General features: G+C 70.8%; 21 protein-coding genes. 15 read left to right on the forward strand and 6 right to left on the reverse strand.

Annotation, left to right across the window (positions count from 1 at the left end):
- Positions 1-97: 97 nt before the first annotated feature.
- The 8 genes from H030_RS0109720 (at position 98) to H030_RS0109760 (ending at position 10,964) form a co-directional block, all read left to right on the forward strand.
- Positions 98-1,069, forward strand: a complete 972-nt coding sequence (locus H030_RS0109720; protein WP_027005975.1) for a hypothetical protein — start codon at positions 98-100, stop codon at positions 1,067-1,069.
- 84 nt (positions 1,070-1,153) lie between these two features.
- Positions 1,154-2,131, forward strand: a complete 978-nt coding sequence (locus tag H030_RS0109730) for a hypothetical protein (RefSeq protein WP_155891948.1) — start codon at positions 1,154-1,156, stop codon at positions 2,129-2,131.
- 123 nt (positions 2,132-2,254) lie between these two features.
- Positions 2,255-2,824, forward strand: a complete 570-nt coding sequence (locus H030_RS0109740; RefSeq protein ID WP_027005978.1) for a hypothetical protein — start codon at positions 2,255-2,257, stop codon at positions 2,822-2,824.
- Between the two features lie 967 nt (positions 2,825-3,791).
- Positions 3,792-5,039, forward strand: a complete 1,248-nt coding sequence (locus tag H030_RS0109745; protein ID WP_196809063.1) for a sigma-70 family RNA polymerase sigma factor — start codon at positions 3,792-3,794, stop codon at positions 5,037-5,039.
- Between the two features lie 27 nt (positions 5,040-5,066).
- The gene (locus H030_RS0109750) at positions 5,067-7,127 is read left to right on the forward strand and encodes a hypothetical protein (protein WP_027005980.1); all 2,061 of its coding nucleotides are present in this window, start codon (positions 5,067-5,069) and stop codon (positions 7,125-7,127) included.
- Positions 7,128-7,221: 94 nt separating this feature from the next.
- The gene (locus H030_RS38340) at positions 7,222-8,565 is read left to right on the forward strand and encodes a S8 family peptidase (protein WP_196809064.1); all 1,344 of its coding nucleotides are present in this window, start codon (positions 7,222-7,224) and stop codon (positions 8,563-8,565) included.
- Between the two features lie 382 nt (positions 8,566-8,947).
- Positions 8,948-10,363, forward strand: a complete 1,416-nt coding sequence (locus H030_RS0109755) for a hypothetical protein (protein ID WP_027005981.1) — start codon at positions 8,948-8,950, stop codon at positions 10,361-10,363.
- A 145-nt stretch (positions 10,364-10,508) separates the two neighbouring features.
- Positions 10,509-10,964: a hypothetical protein gene (locus tag H030_RS0109760; RefSeq protein WP_027005982.1), complete on the forward strand. Its 456-nt coding sequence runs from the start codon at positions 10,509-10,511 to the stop codon at positions 10,962-10,964.
- Between the two features lie 274 nt (positions 10,965-11,238).
- On the opposite strand, the gene H030_RS0109765 is transcribed toward H030_RS0109760, so the two are convergent.
- From H030_RS0109765 to H030_RS0109775, 3 genes are all read right to left on the reverse strand, one after another.
- The gene (locus H030_RS0109765) at positions 11,239-12,153 is read right to left on the reverse strand and encodes a hypothetical protein (protein ID WP_155891949.1); all 915 of its coding nucleotides are present in this window, start codon (positions 12,151-12,153) and stop codon (positions 11,239-11,241) included.
- Positions 12,154-12,155: 2 nt separating this feature from the next.
- Positions 12,156-12,632, reverse strand: a complete 477-nt coding sequence (locus H030_RS30840) for an FxsA family protein (RefSeq protein WP_081690648.1) — start codon at positions 12,630-12,632, stop codon at positions 12,156-12,158.
- 103 nt (positions 12,633-12,735) lie between these two features.
- Positions 12,736-13,023 carry an STAS domain-containing protein gene (locus H030_RS0109775; RefSeq protein WP_027005984.1) on the reverse strand — a complete coding sequence of 96 codons (288 nt, stop codon included), beginning with the start codon at positions 13,021-13,023 and terminating at the stop codon, positions 12,736-12,738.
- A 69-nt stretch (positions 13,024-13,092) separates the two neighbouring features.
- Between H030_RS0109775 and H030_RS0109780 the strand changes: the two genes are divergently transcribed.
- Together H030_RS0109780 and H030_RS0109785 are read left to right on the forward strand one after the other, a co-directional pair.
- Positions 13,093-13,389 (forward strand): metal-sulfur cluster assembly factor, encoded by a 297-nt coding sequence (locus H030_RS0109780; protein WP_027005985.1) that lies wholly within the window; start codon positions 13,093-13,095, stop codon positions 13,387-13,389.
- Between the two features lie 46 nt (positions 13,390-13,435).
- Positions 13,436-15,160, forward strand: a complete 1,725-nt coding sequence (locus H030_RS0109785) for a S8 family peptidase (protein WP_027005986.1) — start codon at positions 13,436-13,438, stop codon at positions 15,158-15,160.
- Between the two features lie 9 nt (positions 15,161-15,169).
- Here the strand turns inward: H030_RS0109785 and H030_RS30845 are convergent, their stop codons facing one another.
- Complete coding sequence (locus H030_RS30845; protein WP_035126055.1) at positions 15,170-16,642, reverse strand: WS/DGAT/MGAT family O-acyltransferase; 1,473 nt, start codon at positions 16,640-16,642, stop codon at positions 15,170-15,172.
- Positions 16,643-16,762: 120 nt separating this feature from the next.
- Here H030_RS30845 and H030_RS0109795 point away from each other — a divergent pair, with 120 nt between their 5' ends.
- The 4 genes from H030_RS0109795 (at position 16,763) to H030_RS0109810 (ending at position 20,356) form a co-directional block, all read left to right on the forward strand.
- Entirely contained in the window at positions 16,763-17,773 is a 1,011-nt protein-coding gene (locus H030_RS0109795) for a M28 family metallopeptidase (RefSeq protein WP_027005987.1), read from the forward strand.
- A 33-nt stretch (positions 17,774-17,806) separates the two neighbouring features.
- Positions 17,807-18,775, forward strand: coding sequence for a 4-hydroxy-3-methylbut-2-enyl diphosphate reductase (locus tag H030_RS0109800; protein WP_027005988.1), 969 nt, complete (start codon positions 17,807-17,809; stop codon positions 18,773-18,775).
- Between the two features lie 96 nt (positions 18,776-18,871).
- Positions 18,872-19,534 (forward strand): GGDEF domain-containing protein, encoded by a 663-nt coding sequence (locus tag H030_RS0109805; RefSeq protein ID WP_027005989.1) that lies wholly within the window; start codon positions 18,872-18,874, stop codon positions 19,532-19,534.
- Between the two features lie 21 nt (positions 19,535-19,555).
- Entirely contained in the window at positions 19,556-20,356 is an 801-nt protein-coding gene (locus H030_RS0109810) for a class I SAM-dependent methyltransferase (protein WP_155891952.1), read from the forward strand.
- Here the strand turns inward: H030_RS0109810 and H030_RS0109815 are convergent.
- A complete protein-coding gene (locus H030_RS0109815) occupies positions 20,353-20,676 on the reverse strand; it encodes an ArsR/SmtB family transcription factor (RefSeq protein WP_051222222.1) in 324 nt (107 codons plus the stop codon). The two genes, H030_RS0109810 and H030_RS0109815, sit on opposite strands and share 4 nt — an antisense overlap.
- On the reverse strand, positions 20,676-21,104 hold the full coding sequence (locus H030_RS36810; RefSeq protein ID WP_051222224.1) for an SRPBCC domain-containing protein: 429 nt from the start codon (positions 21,102-21,104) through the stop codon (positions 20,676-20,678). The genes H030_RS0109815 and H030_RS36810 overlap by 1 nt, the downstream gene beginning before the upstream one ends.
- A gap of 78 nt (positions 21,105-21,182) precedes the next feature.
- Here H030_RS36810 and H030_RS0109825 point away from each other — a divergent pair, with 78 nt between their 5' ends.
- A complete protein-coding gene (locus H030_RS0109825) occupies positions 21,183-21,803 on the forward strand; it encodes an ATP-dependent Clp protease proteolytic subunit (protein WP_027005992.1) in 621 nt (206 codons plus the stop codon).
- Positions 21,804-21,813: the final 10 nt, after the last annotated feature.

The raw sequence follows: 21,813 nt of genomic DNA on the forward strand, positions 1-21,813 counted from the left end.
CGGCTATGTTGTCTGGGTCTTGAGGACGCGCCCTGAACGCGCGTCCCGCCGATCGACTTCCGTTCCCGACGCCGACAAAGGAGCACACCGCATTCCGATGCGACGTCCCTTCCGCACCGTCCTGCCCGTCCTCGCCCTCGCCGCGGCTCTCGCCGCGCCGGCCGGCGCCTCCGCCGCCGCGACCGTGGGTGTCAGCGACCAGCAGGCCAGCACGTTCACGAACCCGCTCTTCAGGCCGCTGAGGCTGAAGGTCGCCCGCTACATCGCGCCGTACGACGTGACGAGCGAGAGCACCGAGAAGACCAACTTCGAGGCCTGGCTGAAGGCCGCCAAGAGGGCGCACGAGACGATCCTGATCTCGTTCGAGCACTCGCGCAACGGCAGCAGGTACAAGGTCGCGCCGAGCGTGTCCACGTACACGAAGGCGCTCAAGGCCTTCAAGAAGAAGTACGGCAGCTCGTTCGACATCACGCCGTGGAACGAGGTCAACGTCTGCCAGGCCAACGGCCGGCAGGAGGGCCAGCCGTCGAAGATCTGCAAGTCCGCCACGGGGCCGAAGCTGGTCGCGCAGTACTACTCGGCGGCGCGCTCGGTCTTCAAGGGCCGCAAGGTCACGGCGATCGACATCCTCGACGGCTCCAACGTCGGCGGCGCGGTCTCCTACCTCAAGAAGTTCAAGAGGTACGTCAAGGGCACGCCGTCCTACTGGGGCATCCACAACTACAGCGACACCAACCGCGGGTCCTACTCGCGCACGTCGCGCCTGATCAGGACGATCGGGAACAAGAGGGCGCAGATCTGGCTGACCGAGACCGGTGGCCAGCTCAAGCTGCGCGGCGTGTTCGCCGGCGGCTCGGAGGCGACGGCCGAGAAGAAGGCCGCGACCGCGCTCAAGTGCATGTTCTCGATGCCCAAGAAGTACCCGCAGATCAAGCGCCTGTACGTGTACCAGTTCAACGGCGCGCCGGACTCGAACGACTTCGACGCCGGGCTGATCAACACGGACAACACGAAGCGCCTCGGCTACACGGTCGTGCAGAAGCGCCAGTCGGCGACCTGCCACGCGTAGGGGCTTCGGCTCGCATCTGAAGTTCGTCTTGACGGGCGTCCCTCCGGGGGCGCCCGTCCTGCGTTCGCCGCCTAGACTGGACCCGTGCCCACCTTCTGCCGTCACAACCGGCTCGTCGAGAACTGCCCGATCTGCTCCAAGAAGGAGCGGGTGAGCGCCCCGACGCGGTCGGTGGCGCGGCGTCCGTCGAGGCCGGCGGGGAGCGGGGGCAGCGGCCGCGCGCCGCGCAAGTCCGTGTCGTCGGGGATGACCGTGCGGCGCGTGCAGCGTGCGCCGGACGACGGCTACGAGCACGATCTGGTCCCGGGCCTGAGGGCGTCGGCCGACGCCGGGCGGCTGGCCGACGAGCTGGCGTTCAGCGCCGCGCGGCTGCGCGAGCTGAGCGAGGCGGCGCCGGGGCTGTACGGCGACGTCCAGCGCGAGGGTGACCGGGAGGAGGCGGCGTGGCTGTCGTTCCTGATCACGTACTTCGGGCCGCTGCGCGGGGAGAACCCGTGGGCGACCGTGATGGAGCGTCGCACGACTTGGGCCTCGGGCGAGAACCCCTCGTTGGACGGCGCGGAGTTCGGGCCGCGGTCGGGGTACGACGCCAGGCGCGGCGCCGAGGTCTTCGTCGCCTACCGCGCGTGGGCCGAGCGGTCCGGCGGGCAGATCGTGGGGCTCGCGGGGGAGGAGACGTGGACGCTGCAGCACCGCTACGACCGCGCGTTCGAGCGGCTGGGGCTGCCGGGCTTCGGGCGGCCGTCGCGGGTTGAGTTGTTGGTGGTCAACCACCACCTCGGGCTGGTCGAGCTGGATCCGTGGACGATGCACCTGAGCGCCGCCACGCCGATGGACCCGGTGTCGCTGGCCGCGAAGCGGATCCTCGGGATCGGCGATCCCGTCTTGTTGCAGCGCCGTCAGCGCGAGCTGGCGCACGGGGTCGGCGTGCCGGTCGAGACGCTGGACCTCGCGCTCTACAACTGGGCCGCGCCGGTGGACGAGGAGCGCTACGTGGCCGGGGCCGACGCCGTCGTCGACGAGGCCGAGCGCGACGGGATCGCGACGGCGCTGGGGCTGTAGATGAAGGCGTTGGTCTTGCTTGTTGCTGCAGTCGGCTCCGCTGCGGCGCTGTCAGCCTGCGGGTCGTCGGGCTCGAGGGCCGCGCCCGCATCGGGGACGACGGCGCCGACGGTGTCGCTCTGGGTGAGCGGCACCGCCTCCGACTACCGCCAGCTCGCGGCGGGCGTGAAGCTGGCGCTGGCCGAGGCGCAGGGCCACGCCGGGAAGTTCCGCATCAACTACGCGGGCCGCCAGGTCTCCGACGACCCGACCCGCGCCGAGGCCGACGCGTTGAACAACGCCCGGACGTCGTTGAAGGACACCCAGGCCTCAGCGGTCGTGACCAACGCGCCCGCGGCAGCAGCCCGCCCCGCGATCACGCTGCTCAACGAAGCCGGCATCTCGACCGTGTCCGTCGGCGACGACGCGCTCAAGGCCGAAGCCTGCTCGGCGGGGTCCGACATCTTCCCGGCGGGCCACCAAACCGCGATCACCGTCACCGGTTCCGGGCCACCCTCGTCCTTCACATCCACCTTCACCTCCCGCCTCGGCTTCAAGCCGACCGAGACCGCCTGGCGCGGCTACCAGGGCACCAAGTCCATCCTGTCCTCGCTAGCAGCACCCAACGTCGCAACAGCCAGCAAAACCCCCCGCCTCAACCGCGACGCCCTCGCAGCAGCGCTCGTCGCGTCGCACAGCAACTGCACCAGCTGAGGCACGCCCTGCGCGGCGCAACGCCGCTACACCTCCGGGCACGACACCACGCCGCCCGCTCCTCGCCTCATCGCGCCGCCGCGTCCGAGCATCGCCCTGCGCCTCTGGCCGGGCGGGGCGGCCTGTCTGACCTCTCGCCGCGGGCCACGCTCTCGCGCCTCCGGTCGACTCGGCGCGCGTCGCCTCTGAGCATCACGCTCTCGCCTCCGGTCGACTGGGTGCGTCGCCCACGTTTGGCCTTGCCTGCGCGTCGCCTCTGAGGACACGCTTCGCTCGTCTCTCTGACGGCTGCAGCGCCGTGTTGCGGGCCGTCTGACAACGCCGCGTCGCCTTCTTCGTCCGACGCGCATCGTCCAGGCATCTCGCCACGCACGCCTCGAAGAGGCATGCTTCTCGCGCGGCCGCCTCTTCGCACGACGTCACGACGCGTCTGAGCGCCACGCTCCCTCACCTCTGACGAACGCGTCGCTTCCGAGCACGTCATCACCTCGTCCCTGAGCGTCGCACCGCCGGCCGCCGCCTCGCTCGCACTGCTGGTCACATCGCGCCGGCATTTCGCCGCCGAGAGACCAGAGTCGACGTCACAAGCCCGGTTGGCGGCCGGCCGATGTCATTACACGCACCCGCGCGTACCCATTCCCCAGGACGGAATTGGACGCTCTCTGGACAGCGCTGTCCGACTACTCAAAGAAGTCCTTTCTGGTACCCGAGAGTTCCGGAACTTGCGGCCTTCTACGTGACGAATCGCACGTGCCGCCGTCCGTCGCGTGACCACGCAAAGGGCCGTATCGATGGAAACACCAGTGTTCCCTCTCCAGCTCTCCGGCCGCCGAAGCGATACGTCACGGCGCTCACCGATGGGCGCATGTCGGCGCTCGGACACACCTCGGCGATGCCGGGGGCGAACTTCCGCCCGCCGCGCCCTAGACGAACCACACGCACCCAAGGACGGGACATGGAGCAGGCCATGCCGGCCATCCCCCGGCTCACAGAACAACAAGCACAAGAACTCGTTTTGACCACCGTCGCCACCCACGCCGAGGCGCTCCTGCGCGTCGCCTACCGCCACAGCCTGTGTGCGGACGACGCTCACGACGCCTACCAGCGCAGCATGGAGATCCTGCTGCGGCGGGCACCGACGCTCGACCCGAAGTCCGCCCACAAGTGGCTCACGGTCGTGGTCAAACGCGAGGCGATGGAGGTCCGCCGCACGCGCGGCGAGGCGGTCGCGTCGGGCGACTTCGACTACGACAACGTCGCCTCCGACGCGTCCTCACCCGAGGAGCGCGCGATGTCCGCCGATCACGCCACCCGCGCCGCTGAGGCCCTCAAGCGCCTCAAGCCGCAGGAGCTGCGCGCCCTCTGGCTCAAGGCGCTCGGCCACTCCTACGAGGAGATCAGCGCGCTCACCGGGTTCTCGCGAACCAAGGTCAACCGCTGCCTGGCCGAAGGCCGCAAGGCGTTCCTCGAGCGCTACGAAGGCATCGAGAGCGGGGAGGAGTGCGAACGCTGGGCGGCGACGCTGTCGGCGATCGTCGACGGCGAGGCGACCGCGGCGCAGCTCGCCGACGTCCGCCCGCACCTGCGCAACTGCACCGGATGTCAGGCGACGTTGCGCAGCCTGCGCGACAGCACGCCGCCGCTGCGTGCCGTCCTGCCGCTCGGGCTCGTCGGCGCGACCGCCAAGTTGTCCGGGTTGCTCGACCGCGTCGCCGGGCTGGCCGACGGCGCACCTGCTGTCGCGGCCTCCGGCGGGCTGAGCGTCGGCGGGGCGAAGCTTGCCGGCCTGCTCGCCGCCGGCGCGGTGGCGGTCGGCGGCGGCACGGTCGCCGTCGAATCCGACCACCACGCCGCACGGGCCGCAGGGTCGCCGCCGACGCGGGCGGCGGCCCTGCGCCGCGTGACCAGGACGACCGCCACGACACCCGCGATCAACCTGCCACGGCGCCGCGTCGTGGTGACGACGCCATCGCGTCACATGACGAGGAGCGCAGCCGTGAGGTCTCACGCGGCTGCGTTCCACCGCTCCACGCCGGCCGCGTCGAACCGCGACGTCGAGCTCAAACCGCTCGGCCGCGAGGTCGCTGTGAGCGAGTCGGCCCGCGCTCGCACGGCGGCTCGCACCGCCCGGAACGTGCCGGCCACCGCGTCGGCCAAGCCGTCTCCGCCTTCCACGACCGACGCCTCCGGCGGCGAGTTCGTGCCCAACCCCTAGAACATCACCTCGAAGAAAGACACCAACATGAACCTGACCGACATGTCGTCGTTGCTCCGCGCGAGCGCGGCGGCGATCCTCGCAACGACCGGCCTCGCGCTGGCCACCGCGCCCGTGGCCGACGCCGGCACGTACCGCGTGCTGGGCCTCAAGTACTACGGCGTCAAGAGCAACGACGGCTGGTCGGCGACGTCCGACAGCGGCGGTCATGGGTACCTGACGGCGTCCATGGACGAATCGGTCCTGGACGGAGCCTGGGTGACGCGCCAGACGTTCTACCCGGTGGAACACACGAGCTTCACGTTCACGGCGCCGGCCGGCACGTCGCTCGCGGCGATCACGTGGACGCAGCATGCCGCCGGACTCACGGGCGGCGACTGGAACATCTACGCGTCCGACACGAACCATGTCGTTTTCGGCCAGGCCCCGGCGAGCGACCATGTCGCTCCGCTCCACGCGAACGTGAGCGGGTCGACGTTCACCGCCAAGCTGCAGTGCGGCGGCCCCGGCGCCTGCAGGGGCAGCGGCAACGCGCACTTCATGCTCGACAACACCGACGTCGCGCTCACCGACGAGCACCCGCCCGAGTCCAGCTCGCCGGCCGGTGCGCTCACCGGCTCCAAGATCTCCGGCGTCGCGCCCGTGACGTTCCGGGCGACCGACGTCGGCGGCGGAGTCCGCTTCGTCCACATCTACGACAACGGCGTCGACCACATCACCCTCATCGACCCCAACAACGACAACTGCTCCGACGAGACCGGCAGCGGCGGGCGCGGCTATCCCCGCCGGGTGCCGTGCCTCCTCTCGGCTTCCGCAACCGCCGCTCTCGACACGACCACGCTCGCCGACGGCAACCACACCATCAAGGTCACCCTCGAAGACGCCGCGGGCAACACCGCCGTCGTCCTGGCGCCCGAGACGAAGCTCGTCGCCAACCACCCACCGGTCAACACCGTGCTCCCGCGCATCGACAAGACGGAGCCGAGCTTCGACTCCTACGCGGCGCCGCGTGTCGGCCAGCCGATCACGTTCTCGTCGGCCGGCTCCTGGACGGGGCCGGACCTGGTCCTGGATCACGCCTGGTTCCGCTGCGGAGGAAGCAGCGACCACTGCGACCAGATCCCGGGATCGAACGAGCTGACGTACATCCCCACCGACGCTGACATCGGCCACACGCTGCGGCTCGGCAGCACGGCGAGCAACGTGGCCGGGACGGTCACGGTGTACTCGCTTCCGTCGGGCCAGGTGGTCGCGCCCAAGAGCGCGAGCGACGTGGTCAACAAGCCCAGCGACGGCGCGAACGGCAGCAACGGCGCCAACGGCTCGAACGGGTCCAACGGCACGACCGGGGCACTGACCCTGCCAGGCCTGCCCGCCACGACCAACATCACCAACAACGGTGTGACCGCGCACAACCTGATCGGCCGTGTGGCCGGCCAGGAGCCCGGGGTCGCCTGCCCTGGCGATCGCGCGACGCTGCGCTTCGAGCACGTCGCCGGCGACCGTGTGCGTCTGCGCCATGATCGCTCGTCCACGGCGCAGCTGGAGCTGACCTGCACCACGAACGGCAAGGCGATCGCCGATGCCAAGCTCGAGATCGCCACCAGGACCGGTGCGCAGGCGACGGTCGCCTCCGACGTCACGACCGACGGCGCCGGCCATGCGACCATCCGTCTGGCGAAGGGCGCATCGCGCGGGATCACGGTGGGCTACCGCATGTACTCGGACGACGTCATCGCCCGGGCCACGGCGACCCTCAGGGTCCTCGTCGACGCCCGCATCTCGATCAAGGCCAATCACAAGCACCTGCACAACGGCCAGGCGGTGACGCTGCGCGGCGGGTTGTCGGGCGGGGCGGTCCCGAAGCGCGGCGTGACCCTCGCGGTCCAGTGGAAGGACGGCAAGCGCTGGCGTCCGTTCGCCCAGATCAAGACCAACAAGAACGGCCGCTACGCCTACGCCTACCGCTTCACGCGCAGCAACAGGACCGTCGTCTACCGCCTGCGCGTGCTGATCGCCGCCGGGCAGGTCGACTACCCCTACGTCGCCGTCGCCTCGAAGTCCCTGAGGGTCACCGTTGGCCGCTGATCGTCGGTCCGGACGGACGAGCCACCGCGGCCGGGCACTGCCCGGCCGCGTCGGCCGTGCCGCCCTAGCGCTCCTCGCCGCCGCCTTCCTGGCGGTGGCCCCCGCATCCGCCGAAGAGGTCTTCACCTCCCAAGCCGCCGCAAGCAACGCCACCGACTCAACCTGGATCCCCGCTCCCACCCGCCGCGCCGCCGTCTGCATCGTCGACACCGGCACCGACTCCACACCCGACACCACCAACGTCATCGCCCGCTTCGCGGTCGACGGCAGCGATGGCTCCGACGTCAGTCCCGTCAAGCACGGGACCTTGATGGCAACCATCGCATCCGCACCAAAGAACGACTTCGGCATGGTCGGCGCTGCGCCGTCTATTGACGTCGTCTCAGTGCGCGCGTCGAGAGACGGGCGCACCTTTACGGGACTAGACGTCCATGCGGCTGTTCAGCTCTGCATCACGAAGCGCAGCGCCTACAACATCAAAGTCGTGTCCCTCAGCCTAGGCGGAGACGGCAGCACCATCGCCGCGAGCATCGCTCAGCGAACTGAGTTTCAAGACACCATTGACAACGCCCGTCTGTATGGACTGAACGTCGTTGCTGCGGCCGGCAACAGCGAACGCGGGGTTGTTGATTGGCCTGCTGGATATACCCCGACCTTCGCCGTCGGCGCAGCGACCGGAACTGGCGCGCGATGCAGCTTCGCCTCGTGGGGAACGGCCGTCGATCTCTGGGCTCCAGGCTGTCCGCTCGACGTCGGACGCCCCGATGGCACTGGCGTCCCCGCGTGGGCTAGTGGGTCGAGCGAAGCGACGGCGTTTGTTGCGGCCGTCCTCGCACAGATGCGAGGTCTTGACTCGGGGCTGGGTGTGGATGCTTCCGAGCAAGCCATGCGTAGTGGTGGACGAGACGCCGAGGCTGGCCTTGTTATCGATGTCGGCGCTGCATTCCGGGCTAGCACGCGTCTGACCGTTGCGCTAAGCACCGGTCATTCGGCAATTCCGTTGAGCGGGCCCGTCGTGCCCTCCAGCACCGCTAGCGACTCGCAGCCGACCGGAAACGATTCGCCATCGAACGAAGCGAATAGGGCCGGTGATGTGACTCCTCCGTCGTCGCAGCCTGCGAGCGCGGGACTGTCTGTGACGCAGGCGAATCACGTGCCAGACCAGCTTCCTCGTCCAGTCGTGCGATCGGTCGCAGTCAGGCAAGGCTGGCTCTCGTTGCGGCTGGTTCACAGGCCAGCGAATGTGGACGCTCGCGTAGACGTCTATGCCCGTCAACGAGGCAAGGCCTTCCCGCGGATTGCTAAGCGTGCGCGTTTCCGCGCGGACAACTTGCGCATTCGCGTCTCAGGATCGATCAGCCAGCTGTCGATCGGGTACCGGGACCCCAGCGGGGTACGCGCGCGTTCGGTGGTCATCGTCGTCCATCTCAGGACGTAGACGGACTCCGAACCCGGAACGACAGATGCTCATGCGGATTGGACAGATTGCTGCTGCGACGGCCGGGCTAATACTGGCGTTGATCGGTGTAGCAGTTGCGCAACCGCGACCACTCCCAAGTGACGTTGGACCGGTCGCGGGTGGGGGTTCCTTCGTCATCCAATCTTGCGGCGAGACTGGTTCTGCAACGGGGTGGAGCGAGACCATCAACAACGACCAGACTGCGCTTGCGTCGGGCATCGATTGTCCACCGTCACGACTGGCACCCGACAGTCAGGCGCCCGACTATCAGCATGCTGGTCTGTGGGTTGGCGACCGCCTCGGAGTTGACCAGGGCTTCGAGGCGGCCGTCGGCGATCGAGTCGAACTCGCGTTCTCGCCAGTGGACGGCACGACGATCCTGCGTGTGCGGTGGTGGCGGTCGATTTTCAAGCAGCTCGACAATCACTGGCAGCCGTACACCGCGATTGGCGACCCAAGCCAGGTCTCGGAAACTTGTGATTTCGTCGTCGGTCATCAGACATGTGGCGTCGGTGGAACCGATTGGTTCGCGTACGACGGCAACTTCGCGAACGACGTGCTTGCGTACCGAGATGTCCCCAATCTCTCTGCGTCGACCCTTGTTGCCGGGATCTACTGCCGTGCCAACAGCGACAACGTATGCGCCAACGGCTTCTCACTCCCGCGCGCAGAGGTGCAGATCCTCAGTGCGTTCCTGACCATCGCTGATGGTGGCGCGCCGGTGGTCGATGGGGTTGACGGCTATGGGTGGACGGGGAGTGGGTGGCGGCAGGGTTCGTTGCCGTTGGTGGTTGCGTCGAGGGATGCCACTGGGATTGCGGCGACCAAGGTGTATGCCGATGGGTCGTTGATCGCGATAGTTCAGCGGACGTGTCGGTATGACCGGCCGAGGCCGTGTAGCGATGAGGGGGGTGCTGCGGTTGGGATCCCGACTGTGGGGTTGGCTGATGGTTCGCATCAGATCGATGTTGGTGTTGTTGATTCCGCGAGCAACGAGACGAGGGTCAGGCGGAACGCCCCCTTGTTGGTTGACAACGGCGCTCCGGCGGCGCCGGTTGGCATCGGTTCGCCGCAGGCGACGTCCAACACCAACAACTTCTCGGTTGCGTGGTTGCTGCCGGCTGACAGTGGGGCGCCGATCACGGCTGCGCGCTACCAGGTGTGTCAGTCCGGAAGCTGTGGCGAGGTGAGGGCTGCGCCGTCGACTACGCGCATCGACGGCCTCGCGCTCCCCGCGACGGGTGCTGCGACGGTCCGGGTTTGGCTCGAGGACCAGCTCGGCCATGCTGATCCGGAGAGCGCGGCGACGCTCGCGCTGACGTACGCGGCGCCACCGCCGTCTCCTCCGGCCCCGCCCGCCCCTCGGGATGAGCCGCAGCAGGCGCCTGGTGAGCAGTCACTCACGCCGGGCTTGCCTGGTTGCCTCGTCAGTTGTGGGAGGCCGCCCGCGCAGAGGCCGCCCGCGACCCAGATCAAGAAGGTCAGCCCCGCGCTGAAGCTCACGACGCTGCGCCGCGTCGGGCGGCGCGTGACGGTCGCGGGGACCGTCGGCGCTCGGGCGTCCGGGCGCGTCACCGTGCGGTATCGCGTCCGGATCCGCGGGCGCGCGCGGACGCTCACGAAGCGTGTGGCGATCGCGCGGCGTGCGTTCCGGACGACGCTGATGCTCAGTCCCGCGATCGCGGCAGCGCGTAGCGCGACCGTCTCGGTCGCTTACAGCGGCGACCCCGACACCGTGCCGCAGACTCGCACGGCAACAGTACGCACGCGCGCGTAAAAGCAGGTGGACCGGACGACTTGCGCCCGATGAAATCTCGCAACGTGCAGGAACTTCCCAAACGGCCATGAATTGGGCGGGTTTTGCCGTCCGATGGGGGGCGTACCTTGGCGGCGTCCAGTACCCCCGAGTGCCCGGAGCCCCCATGGCCCTCTGCTTCATCGAACCCCACGACGCGATCCGCGTCATCGCAGAGTCCGTCGGCCGAGAGGCCCGCCGGCAGCTGCTCGGCGAGCTGGTCCGTGCCTGGGTGGACGAGATCCCGGAGCGTGAGTTGGACACGCACTACGCGAAGGCTGTCGCTGATCTCGACGAGCACGACCTGTCGATGCTCGCCGCTTGGCACGCCTCGCTGGAAGTCGGTCAACCGATCGCCAACCGCGACTTCCTGATGAACGTCTTCCCGACGCTCGGCGAGAACCGCCGCGAGGCCTTGAAGATCGCCGCCGGGTTCCGCGGCGAGGAGGCGTTCGAGGCCGGCGTCGCCGAAGAGCAGGCCCTGGAGACTGTGCTGCCGCGCCTCTCGCGCGAGCGCTCGATGGAGCTGGCGCAGGAGTGCGTCGAGCTCTACCTCTGGGACCGCCTGGGCAGCGACAACTAGGCGCGCGGGTTCGCCCCGGGGCGCCGAGCCGCTCCGTCGGGGGCGCTTCGAGTCACCCCGCTCCGCCGGGCGTGGAGCGGGGCGCAGGCGCGCCTCCGCGCGGTGTCGTGCTGCGGCGTGTCGTGGCGAACGAGTGGAGTCCCGCGCCGCGGTCCACTTCGTGGGCTGCGGCGCTGCCGCCTGTGGAATGGCTTCGGCGCGGCGCGCCGCTGCGACGTCCGCGGAGTGGCGTGTGGCGCGACGTCGTTGCGCCCCATGCTGGACCGCGGGAGCGCTACGCCTCGACGCGGCGGAGCACGTCGTAGCGCCCCACGCCCGACCTGCCTTCCATGCGCCAGGTGAAGAAGGCGGTGTCGAGGCGGAGGCGGCCGAGGTCGAGGGTGGTGCCGCAGGCGACTTCGCCGGCGGCGCGGCGGGCGTAGGGGGACTCGTCGGTCTCGTAGAGCTCGAGGCCTGCGTGGCGCTGGCGGCCTTCGGCGTCGTAGGTCGTCGATACGCGCGGGTCGGCGACGACCAACGAGACCGGCTCGCCGGTCTCGCCATCGCGCCCGAGCAGCACGGCGTGGATCGACTCGTCGGCGTGCGACGAGGCCTTCGTGCCGCGGACCGCGGTCAGCGTCACGCCCGCGTCGCCGTCGAGCCACACGCCCATGGTCCGGGCCAGCGTCAGCTTGTCCCAGTCCGGCGCGCCCCAGGAATGCCCGCGCTGGCCGCGGCCGGAGAACGTCCGCTGCACGCCGCCGACCGTCACCCGGCCGGTGACCTTGATCAGCTGGTCGTAGCCCTCCATGCCGCCGAGCTTCGCGGTTGCCGCGTCGCCGTCGAGCACTGCTGGAGTGCTCACCGCTTCCAGATCCAACAGGAACGAGTGCTCGCCGTCCTCGGAGTCGAAGTGGATCCGCCATGCGCGCAGCGGGTCGACGACCTCGGTCCAGACGCCCGCCGCCTCCGCGCGACCCCAGCCGAGGCCCTCGCCCGCGGGCACGCCGCCCTCGGCCCGGACCGCGACCGGCGAGCCGCCCGCGAACAGGACGGCCAGACCGGAGGTGACGACGGCACCGCTCTCGTCCAGCGCCCGCCCGATCCGGGCGACGCCGCAGACATCGGCGTGCTCGTCGGCGAACGCCACGGTCACGGCGTCGCTTTGACCTACAACAAGCTCGCGGGGCGCCTCGGAGTCGGCGGTCACGATCAAGGGAGTCTCCTGGGGTCGATCTCGGTCGCGGTGCCCTCGACGTCGGCGTCCCCGGGGCCCGTGCTGCCGCCCGGGCCGCGGCGGAACCGCGGCGACGGCGCGTCGGTCAGCACGCTGAACGAGAACCGCCGGACGACGATCCGGCGGATGACCGCGCGCGTGGGCGGAAGCAAGAGCAATGCGCCGACGATGTCGCTGCAGAACCCGGGCGTCAGCAGGAACGCGCCGCCGAAGATGACCAGGACGCCGTCGAGGACCTCGCGCCCGGGCACCCGCCCCTCCGCCAGCGCCAGCTGGAATCGCCGCCACGCCGCGCGACCCTGCGACTTCATCAACAACGACCCGAGGATCGAGTCGACGATGAGCAGCGCGATCGTCGGCACCGCACCGATGGCCTGGCCGACCTGGATGATCACGTAGATCTCCAGGATCGGCACGACCACGAAGAGGGCGAGCAGGAAGAGGAAGGGCATCGGCCGCCCGAAGGCTACGCGGTCGCGCCGCGCGCCCGCACGTGGGGAGGGGCGGAGGGTGGCGGCAGCGAGGCGTCCGCGGTGGGGCGCAGGCGCGCGGCGGCTACGCCGGCGCCGGGGTCACGTCGAGCGTGACGTTCGGCAGGCGGTGCAGGCCCACGACCTCGATGAGGCGCTGGATCTGCGGCTGGGCGCCGCGGATCAACAGCGAGCCGCCGGTCTGGCGGACGCGGCGGGCGACCATCGCGAGCTCGACCATCAACGAGGGGTCGGCGAAGACCAGCTCATGCAGGTCGACGAGGACCGTTCCGCCCGCGTAGAGCGCCCGTGAGAGGGCAGGCCTTCGGCGGCTCTGCGTGGACCGATCCTCGTCCCCCGAGCAGCAGATCACCGGCGGGTGTTCGCTGTAGGTGACGATGGCAGCGAACCTACTCCACCGCCGGGGCTAGACTCAAGGGCAATGCCCTCCGTCGAGGATGTCGAAGCCGCTCTCACCAACGTGATCGATCCCGAGCTGGGTCTCGACTTCGTCGAGCTCGGCCTCATCTACGGGATCGAGGTCTCAGCCGGCGACGTGCACGTCACGTTCTCGCTGACCTCACCCGGCTGCCCGATCGGCCCGCAGGTCAGCGAGCAGATCGAGGAGTTCGTGACCGAGCTCGACGGTGTGACGTCCGTCGAGTCCACCATGACGTTCAGCCCGCCCTGGACGCCGGACCGGATGTCCGAAGACGCGAAGTTCGCGCTGGGCTACTAAGCCCGGCACGCTCACCTCTTCCATGCGACCGGCGCGCTCAGCGGCGGTGGCGATCACGGCAACGCTGACCACGGCGTTGGCGACGGTCCCTGTCGCGGCGGCGCGCGCCGGCGGAGGGACGGCGGCCGGCGGAGCCACGACCGCCGGCGGAGCCACGGCGGCTGGCGCAGGCGCAGCGGCCGGGACCACCGGGCGGTTGTTGGTGCAGTTGAAGCCACCCCCGCCCGGCAAGGCCGAGGCCGCGGCGGTCAACGGGGTCGCTGCCGGTGCGGGTGCGAAGACCGCGATCAGCGTGCCGCGGCTGCGCATCGCCGCCGTGCAGCCCCGGACCCGCGGCCAGCGCGCGCTGCGTGCCCTCGAGGCGCGGCTGAAGCGCGATCCGCGGGTTGCGTCGGTCCGGCCGGAGCTGCGGTTCAGCCCGCGCTACGTCCCCGACGACCCAGCCATGACGGCGCCCGAGCGCGGGGATGACGGCACGACCGTCGAGTGGTGGGCCGCGCGCGAGAACCTCACGTCCGCCTGGGACACGGCGACCGGCGAGGGCGCGCGCGTCGCGATCATCGACACCGGCGTCGACGCGACCCACCCGGAGCTGCAGAACAAGATCCTCGCGTCCGCCGACTTCGACAGCACGCCCGGCGACGGCCCCGCGACGACCGACGAGGACGGCCACGGCACGCACGTCGCCTCGCTCGCCTGCGGCGAGCCCGACAACGGCATCGGGATCGCCGGCGCCGGCCTCGACTGCGGCCTGCTGATCGCCAAGTCCGACCTGTCCGAGACCTCGGTGATCGCCGCGCTGACCTGGGCCGCCGACAACGGCGCCGAGGCCATCAACATGTCCTTCGGGGCCGACAGCCGCTTCGCCGCGTCGCCCCAGCTCGTCCAGGCGCTGCAGTACGCCAACAGCAAGGGCGCGGTCCTCGTCGCGGCGGCGGCCGACGTCCCCAGCCAGGAGCAGGGCATCCCCGCCAACGTCCTGCAGCCCAACGGCACCGGCGCCGACATCAACACCAACTTCGGCCTGACCGTCACCGCCGCCGACGCCCGCGACCGCCGCGCGGACTTCGCCGGCCTCGGCAGCCAGGTCTCGATGGCCGCCTACGGCACCTACGGCGGCAGCGGCCCGCGCGGGATCCTCGGCGCGTTCCCCGCGCAGCGCACGCTCCTGGAGCGCCGCCATCGCGACCCCAGCGACCCGCTCGGCGACTCGATCGCGCCGTGCCAGTGCCGCACGAGGTTCGAGGGCGACAGCCGCTACGCCTACCTGCGCGGGACGTCGATGGCCGCGCCGCAGGTCGCCGGCGTCGCCGCGCTGATGCGCCACCTGAACCCGGACCTGCCGCCCGCCGACGTCGTCCGGATCCTCAAGCAGACCGCCGCGCGCCCCGGTGCCGACTGGTCGCCGGACCTCGGCTGGGGGATCCTCGACGCGGGCGCCGCGGTCGCCGCGGCCCGCAGCGTCGACTTCCACCCGCCGACGTCGCAGCTCGAGCGCCCGAAGGTCCGGGGCCGCTCGATCCTGCTGCGCTGGCGCGGCGAGGACGACGCGGTGGCCGGCGTCGTCGCCTCCGGGATCGACCACTTCGAGATCTGGCGTGCGACCCCGGGCCACACGGCCCGCAGGCTCAAGGCGACCGTCGCCCACTCCCTGCGCCTGCGCGGGAAGCGCGGCAGCCGCTACAGCTTCTTCACGATCGCCGTCGACCACGCCGGCAACCGCGAGCCGCCGCCGGTGAGGGCGGACGCCTCGGTCCGCGTCGCCCGCTGAGGTACCGCGCTAGGTCGTCGGCGCGGGCTCCGAGGTGGACTCCGCAGCCGCGCCGTTGCCGTTCGGCGACGCGATGCGCGGGCCGCGGTGGCGGGCCAGCGAGAGCAGCTCGGCCAGCGAGGCCTCGATGCCGTCGGCGATGCGGTCGAGGTCGGGGAGCGCGTCGTAGTCGCCCAGCAGGCCGAAGTTCATCTGGCCGTTGTAGGACATGATCGCGATCGCCAGGCTGTGGCCCCTGGGCAGGAAGGCGACGGGGAAGACGTCGTGCATCTCGCGCCCGCGCACGTACAACGGCAACTGCGGCCCGGGCACGTTGGTCACGATCAGGTTGAACAACCGCGTCGAGAAGTTCAGCCGCGAGGCCTGCGCCAGGATCGTCGGCGGTGCGAAGGACTGCACACCGGTCAGCACCTCTGCGCCCACGGCCTGCTTGGACTCCTTCAAACCATCCATCGCCGCCCTCACCGCGCGCAGCCGCGCGATCGGGTCCGCGATGTACACGGGCAGCGGCCCGCGCATCACCGTGATGCGGTTGCCCAGCGCGCCCCTCTCGTCGGACCCGCGCGTCGACACGGGCACGAGCGCCCGCAGCTCCAGCCCCTCGGTCCTGACGCCGCGCGAATGCAGCCAGTCGCGCAGCGCGCCGGTCACGACCGTCAACACCACGTCGTTGACCGTCCCGCCCAGCGCGTTCTTGACCTCCTTGAAGTCCGTCAGCTGGTTGCGGACCACGCGGTAGCGCCGGTGCGGGCCGATCTCGACGTTCAGCGGCGTCTCGGGCGCCGGGTTCAGCCCCGCCCACGCCACCTCCCCGAGGCCCTGCGACGCCTCCGACAGCGCCCGCAGCGTCGCGCCCGGGTTGCGGACCAGCGACACCGCGCCCGCGAGCCCGGCCGCCGCCGCGCGCGCCGCGCCCAGCGCGCCGCCCGCGACCAGCTCGGTCCCGCTCGGGACGTCGTGCGGCTGCCACGGCTCGTCCGGGTGCGGCACGTCGGCCGGCACCGGCGACAGGTCGAACATCACGGTCGCGAGGTCGACGCCGCTGATCCCGTCGATCAGCGCGTGGTGGGTCTTGGAGATCAGCGCGAAGCCGCCGTCGTCGAGCCCCTCGATGATCCACATCTCCCACAGCGGCTTGGACCGGTCCAACTGCTGGGACATGATCCGCGCGACCAGCTGCATCAGCTGGCCCTCATCGCCCGGCGCGGGCAGCGCGGTCTGCCGGACGTGGTACTCCAAGTTGAAGTTGGGGTCGTCGACCCACAGCGGCCGCCCGGTCTCCAGCGGCGGCTGGGCGAGCTTCTGCCGGTAGCGCGGGACCAAGTGCAAGCGCCCGCGGATGTGGTCGAGCATCTCCTCGTAGCCCGGGGCGGGCCCTTCGCAGACCACGATGCCGCCGATGTGCATGTGCGACGCCGGCCCCTCTTGGGCCAGGAACGACGCGTCGACCGCGGTCAGTCGATCCAGATGCTGCTGTGCCATTCCCAGACTCCCCCGAGTTCTCGTCACTCTCAAGCGTCACCCTACTCCGGGATCGCGAGCGGTGCAGGTCATTCAGTCGGCGCTCCCACCCGGTCTGGCGGGTACCTTCCCGGGTCGCAGATGGACGAATCCGACGAACATGGCGCGCCCGAAGTCACGCCGCCGGAAGACGACGCGCGCCGCCTGTCGGTCAAGCTGCTCGTCATCGCGCTCGTCGGCCAGCTGATCCTGTTCGGCGGGCTGATCGCCCTGGCGATCCACGGCTTCCCGTTCCTCGGCGGCGGCTCCGACGACAACAACGAGGCGCCCGCCATGACCGTCCCCGCGGGCAAGGTCCCGAAGACGCACACGAGGCGCTTCGACGCCGCCGCGGCGATGGCGATCGCGAGGATGCAGGTCGACGCCGGCCAGCGCCCCGCGGGATCGAAGACGCTGCGCGCCGTCGCCGACAGGCTCAAGCCGATGCTCCCCGACGCGCACTTCGAGGACGTCCCCGGCCAGCCCGGCCTGCGCAACATCGTCGGCGACCTGCCCGGCCCCGGACCGGTGATCGTGATCGGCGCCCATTACGACACCGAGTACCACCCCAAGGGCTTCGTCGGCGCCAACGACGCGGCCGCCGCGGTCGGCACCGTGATCGAGCTGGCCAAGTCCATCAAGTCGCTCACGCGCAGCGCGGTCAGCCCCGGGATCCGCTTCGTCCTCTTCGACGGCGAGGAGGAGCCGCACCCGACCAGGGACTTCTACGCCGACGCGCTGCGCGGCTCGAAGGCCTACGTGCAGCTGCACGCCGAGGAGGTCCGGGCGATGGTCCTGCTCGACTACATCGGCAACACGGGCCTGCGCCTGCCGCGCGAGGGCTCCTCGACGCAGTCTCTGTGGCAGCAGGTCCGCGACGCGGCCGGCAAGGTCGGCGTCGAGGGGATCTTCCCGGACAGGACCCAGGCCTCGATCTTCGACGACCACACGCCGTTCCTGCGGGCGCAGATCCCGGCGGTCGACCTCATCGACTGGTCCTACAAGTACAAGGACACGATCGACGACACCTACGACAAGCTGTCGGAGGACAGCATCGACGCCGTGGGGGAGACGATCACGCAGCTGATCGCCGACTGGCCGGCGACGAACTGAGGCCGCGCGCGAGGCCTCTACACTGGCCCGCGAATGGCCGCCACCGTCGAGAAGATCCTCCTGGCGGCCCCGCGCGGGTACTGCGCCGGGGTCGATCGGGCCGTGCAGACCGTCGAGCGTGCGCTGGAGCTGTACGGCGCACCCGTCTACGTCCGCAAGGAGATCGTCCACAACAAGCACGTCGTCGAGGAGTTGCGCCAGCGCGGCGCGATCTTCGTCGAGGAGCTCGACGACACCGTCCCGGCTGGCGCGACGACCGTCTTCTCCGCCCACGGCGTGTCGCCCGCCGTCCACGCCGACGCCGCCGAGCGCAGGCTCCAGACGATCGACGCGACCTGCCCGCTGGTGACCAAGGTCCACCGCGAGGCCGTCAAGTTCGCCCAGGAGGGCTACACGATCGTCCTCATCGGCCACGCCGGCCACGAGGAGGTCGAGGGCACGATGGGCGAGGCCCCGGACCACATCGTCCTGGTCGAGACCGAGGCCGACGTCGACGCGCTGGAAGTCGCGGACGCCGACAGGATCGCCTACATCTCGCAGACCACGCTCTCGGTCGACGAGACCCGCGCGATCATCAACCGCCTGCGCGAGAAGTTCCCGGCCATCACCGGTCCGCGCACGGACGACATCTGCTACGCCACCACCAACCGCCAGGCGGCGGTCAAGCAGATGGCCGCGCACTGCGACCTGCTGCTGGTGATCGGCTCCAAGAACTCGTCGAACTCCAACCGGCTCGTGCAGGTCACGCGCGAGCTGGGCACCGACGCGTACCTGATCGACGACGTCTCCGAGATCGACGAGGCGTGGCTCGAGGGCCGCAGGGTCGTCGGGATCAGCAGCGGCGCGTCCGCGCCCGAGGCGCTCGTCCAGCGGCTCGTCGACTTCTTCCGCGCGCGGGGCACCGAGCAGGTCGAGGAGTTCCAGGTCGTCCAGGAGGACGTCCGGTTCATGCTCCCCAAGGCCATCCGCCAGGCGATGGCCGCCGCCGCGCCCGCGGCCTAAAAGTTGGGTTAACCAGGACGTTCGCCCTCAAGGGCGCCCGTTCGGCGTCCGACAAAAAGGAGTGGAATGCCCCTTCCCCTCCCAAGCTTGGGCGTGGTGACCCACGCCACCCTCGCCGCCGGCGGCCTCGTCGCCGCGGTGGACCTCGGCTCGTGGCCTGCCGCCACGGGCTGCTTCGCGGCGGCGTCGATCGTCGCCGTGCTGCGCGCCCGCCGCGCGGAGAAGCGCGCCGACACGTGGCGCGCCGCCTCCCAGCACGACCCGCTGACCGGCGTCGGCAACTACCGCAAGCTGCACGAGTCGCTCGCCGCGCAGACCGCCCAGGATCCCCAGCGCTTCGCGCTCCTGACGCTCGACGTCGACTCCTTCAAGCAGGTCAACGAGACCCATGGCCACCTGGAGGGCGACCGCCTGCTCCAGGAGGTCGGCCGCGTGCTCGTCGAGAACGTCCGCGGGACCGACGTCGTGGCCCGCCAGGGCGGCGACGAGTTCAGCGTCCTGCTGCCCGAGGCCGACATCGACGGCGCCACGATGCTGGCGTCGCGGATCGAGGAGGCGCTCGCCGCCATCGAGGCCGGGACCGCCGGCGCCGCCGTCAAGGAGCCGGTGCGCGCGTCGATCGGCGTGGCGCTGTTCCCGCAGGACGGCGCGACGCCCGACGACCTGCTCGAGAGCGCCGACCTCGACCTCAGGAAGACCAAGGAGCGCCGCCGCGCCGCGGCCGCGCTGCTGGCCGACGAAGCGCCGGTCGCGGCCTAGCGCCACGCTACGGTCGCCCCTATGGGCGACCTCGAAGGGCTGAGTGACGACGCGCGGGCCAACCGCGCGAACTGGAACGCCACCGCCGCGGGCTGGCCAGCGGACTCCGCGCTGCGCAACTGGGCGCCGGAGGCGGTGCCGCAGTGGGGGATCTTCGGCGTGCCGGAGGCTGAGCTGCGCGCGCTGCCGCAAGACCTACAACTCGACGGCGCCGACGTCGTCGAGCTCGGCTGCGGGACCGCGTACTGGTCGGCGTGGCTGGCGCGCGCGGGGGCGCGGCCGGTCGGCATCGACGTCTCCGAGGCCCAGCTGGAGACCGCGCGGGCGATGCAGGCGCGCTTCGGCCCCGAGTTCCCGCTGATCCACGCGAGCGCCGAGGACGTCCCGCTCGAGGACGGCGCGTTCGACCTCGCGTTCAGCGAGTACGGCGCGTCGATCTGGTGCGACCCCTACGCGTGGATCCCCGAGGCCGCGCGGCTGCTTCGGTCCGGCGGGTACTTGGTGTTCTTGGTCGGCAGCGTCGTCGGGATGCTCTGCGCGGGCGACGAGGACGTCCCGCTCGGCACCGAGCTGGTCCGCAGCCAGCGCGATTTGCACCGGATCGACTGGCCGGACGACGACGGCATCGAGTTCCACCTCCCGCACGGAAAGTTGATGGACCTGTTGCGCGAGACCGGCTTCGAGGACGTGCGCCTCACCGAGGTCTACGCGCCCGACGACGACGGCGCCGACCCCGACGAGGTCGTCCACTACGCGCGCCGCGGCTGGGCGCGGCGCTGGCCGGTCGAAGAGATCTGGAGCGCGCGGCTCGCCGCGCGCTAGAGCTGACGCTTGAGGCGCTCCAGGCGCGCGTCCCACTGGCCGCCGGCGGCGACCATCCACGCCATCGCGCCCGCCAGGGGCTCGGGCGTGAGGCGGTAGCGCGTCTCGCGGCCGGAGACCTCGGCCTCGGCGAGGCCTGCGTCGCGCAGCTGAGCGAGGTGCTTGGCGATCGCCTGGCGCGAGACCGGCAGCTCGCCGGCCAGCGCCGAGGCGGTCAGGCCCGGCTGCGCGGCGAGCATCCGGACGACCTCGCGCCGCGTCGGGTCCGCCAGCGCCGCGAAGACCGGCCCCGGATCGTCGTGCTGTGAGGTGGCCGCCATCAGGCGTGCGCGAGCGCCATCTGCGGGCCCGGAGCGGCCCCGCCGGCGCTGATCGCGGGCGCGGAGACGACGCGCAGCGTGACGAGCGGGATCTCGACGACGACCATCCGCGTGCGGCGCTCGCCCTCGTCGCCCTCGGCCTCCACGTCGTCGAGAGTCAGCTCGACGAGCGACGGCTCTCCGCCGGGCGTGCACCAGGACAGGGCGACGCGGCGGCCGGGCTCGACCTCCTCGATCGTCACGTGGCGCTCCTCGCCGTGCTCGGTGACGGTGCCGCGGGCGCCGGGCTCGACCGCGTCGAGGTCGACCTCGTCGGCGAGCCAGGTCGCGAGGCCCTCGGGCTCGCTCACCAGCGTCCAGACGTCTTCGCGCGCGGCGTCCAACTCGGTCTCCCGCCGCACCGCGCCGATCTCCTCGTGCAACTCCATGGTTGCGGATGCTACCGTGCTCGCCAACGTGCAACCAAATGGTTGCGCAAATCACCCGGCCCGGAAGGAAGCCAAGCCATGCCCCTCGTCCCCATGGTCGTCGAGCAGTCCCCGCGCGGCGAGCGCTCGTTCGACATCTACTCGCGGCTGCTCAACGACCGCGTCGTGTTCCTCGGCAGCGTCATCGACGCCGACATCGCCAACCTCGTCGTCGCCCAGCTCCTGCACCTGGAGGCCGACGACCCCGACAAGGACATCAACCTGTACGTCAACTCCCCGGGCGGCGACGCCTACGCGGCGCTGGCGATGTACGACGCGATGCAGTTCGTCAGCTGCGACGTGGCGACGATCTGCTGCGGGATCGCGATGTCCGGCGGCTCGCTCGTCCTGGCCGGGGGCGCGCCCGGCAAGCGCAGCGCGCTGCCCAACGCGCGGATCCTGATCCACCAGCCCCACGGCTCCTACCAGGGCCAGACCACCGACATGGAGATCCACGCCCGCGAGGCGATCGCGCTGCGCCACCGCTACGAGGAGATCTACGCCCACCACACCGGCCAGGACCAGCTGCGGATCAAGGCTGACATCGAGCGCGACAACTACTTCACGGCCCAGGAGGGCGTGGCCTACAAGTTGATCGACCGCGTCGTCTCCAACCGCCGCGAGCAGGCGACCGTCCGGAAGGCGGCCGGCCTGGGCTAGCGTTCCGCGT

This window comes from Conexibacter woesei Iso977N, assembly GCF_000424625.1.
Lineage (GTDB): Bacteria > Actinomycetota > Thermoleophilia > Solirubrobacterales > Solirubrobacteraceae > Baekduia > Baekduia woesei_A.

Bases quoted from the DNA above. Each gene is read 5' to 3' on its own strand.
- H030_RS0109720 (WP_027005975.1), top strand. From the start codon at position 98: ATGCGACGTCCCTTCCGCACCGTCCTGCCCGTCCTCGCCCTCGCCGCG.
- H030_RS30845 (WP_035126055.1), bottom strand. From the start codon at position 16,642: ATGGCACAGCAGCATCTGGATCGACTGACCGCGGTCGACGCGTCGTTC.
- H030_RS0109780 (WP_027005985.1), top strand. From the start codon at position 13,093: ATGCCCTCCGTCGAGGATGTCGAAGCCGCTCTCACCAACGTGATCGAT.
- H030_RS0109795 (WP_027005987.1), top strand. From the start codon at position 16,763: ATGGACGAATCCGACGAACATGGCGCGCCCGAAGTCACGCCGCCGGAA.
- H030_RS0109815 (WP_051222222.1), bottom strand. From the start codon at position 20,676: ATGGCGGCCACCTCACAGCACGACGATCCGGGGCCGGTCTTCGCGGCG.
- H030_RS0109825 (WP_027005992.1), top strand. From the start codon at position 21,183: ATGCCCCTCGTCCCCATGGTCGTCGAGCAGTCCCCGCGCGGCGAGCGC.
- H030_RS0109745 (WP_196809063.1), top strand. From the start codon at position 3,792: ATGCCGGCCATCCCCCGGCTCACAGAACAACAAGCACAAGAACTCGTT.
- H030_RS0109750 (WP_027005980.1), top strand. From the start codon at position 5,067: ATGAACCTGACCGACATGTCGTCGTTGCTCCGCGCGAGCGCGGCGGCG.
- H030_RS30840 (WP_081690648.1), bottom strand. From the start codon at position 12,632: ATGCCCTTCCTCTTCCTGCTCGCCCTCTTCGTGGTCGTGCCGATCCTG.
- H030_RS36810 (WP_051222224.1), bottom strand. From the start codon at position 21,104: ATGGAGTTGCACGAGGAGATCGGCGCGGTGCGGCGGGAGACCGAGTTG.
- H030_RS0109760 (WP_027005982.1), top strand. From the start codon at position 10,509: ATGGCCCTCTGCTTCATCGAACCCCACGACGCGATCCGCGTCATCGCA.
- H030_RS0109800 (WP_027005988.1), top strand. From the start codon at position 17,807: ATGGCCGCCACCGTCGAGAAGATCCTCCTGGCGGCCCCGCGCGGGTAC.
- H030_RS0109810 (WP_155891952.1), top strand. From the start codon at position 19,556: ATGGGCGACCTCGAAGGGCTGAGTGACGACGCGCGGGCCAACCGCGCG.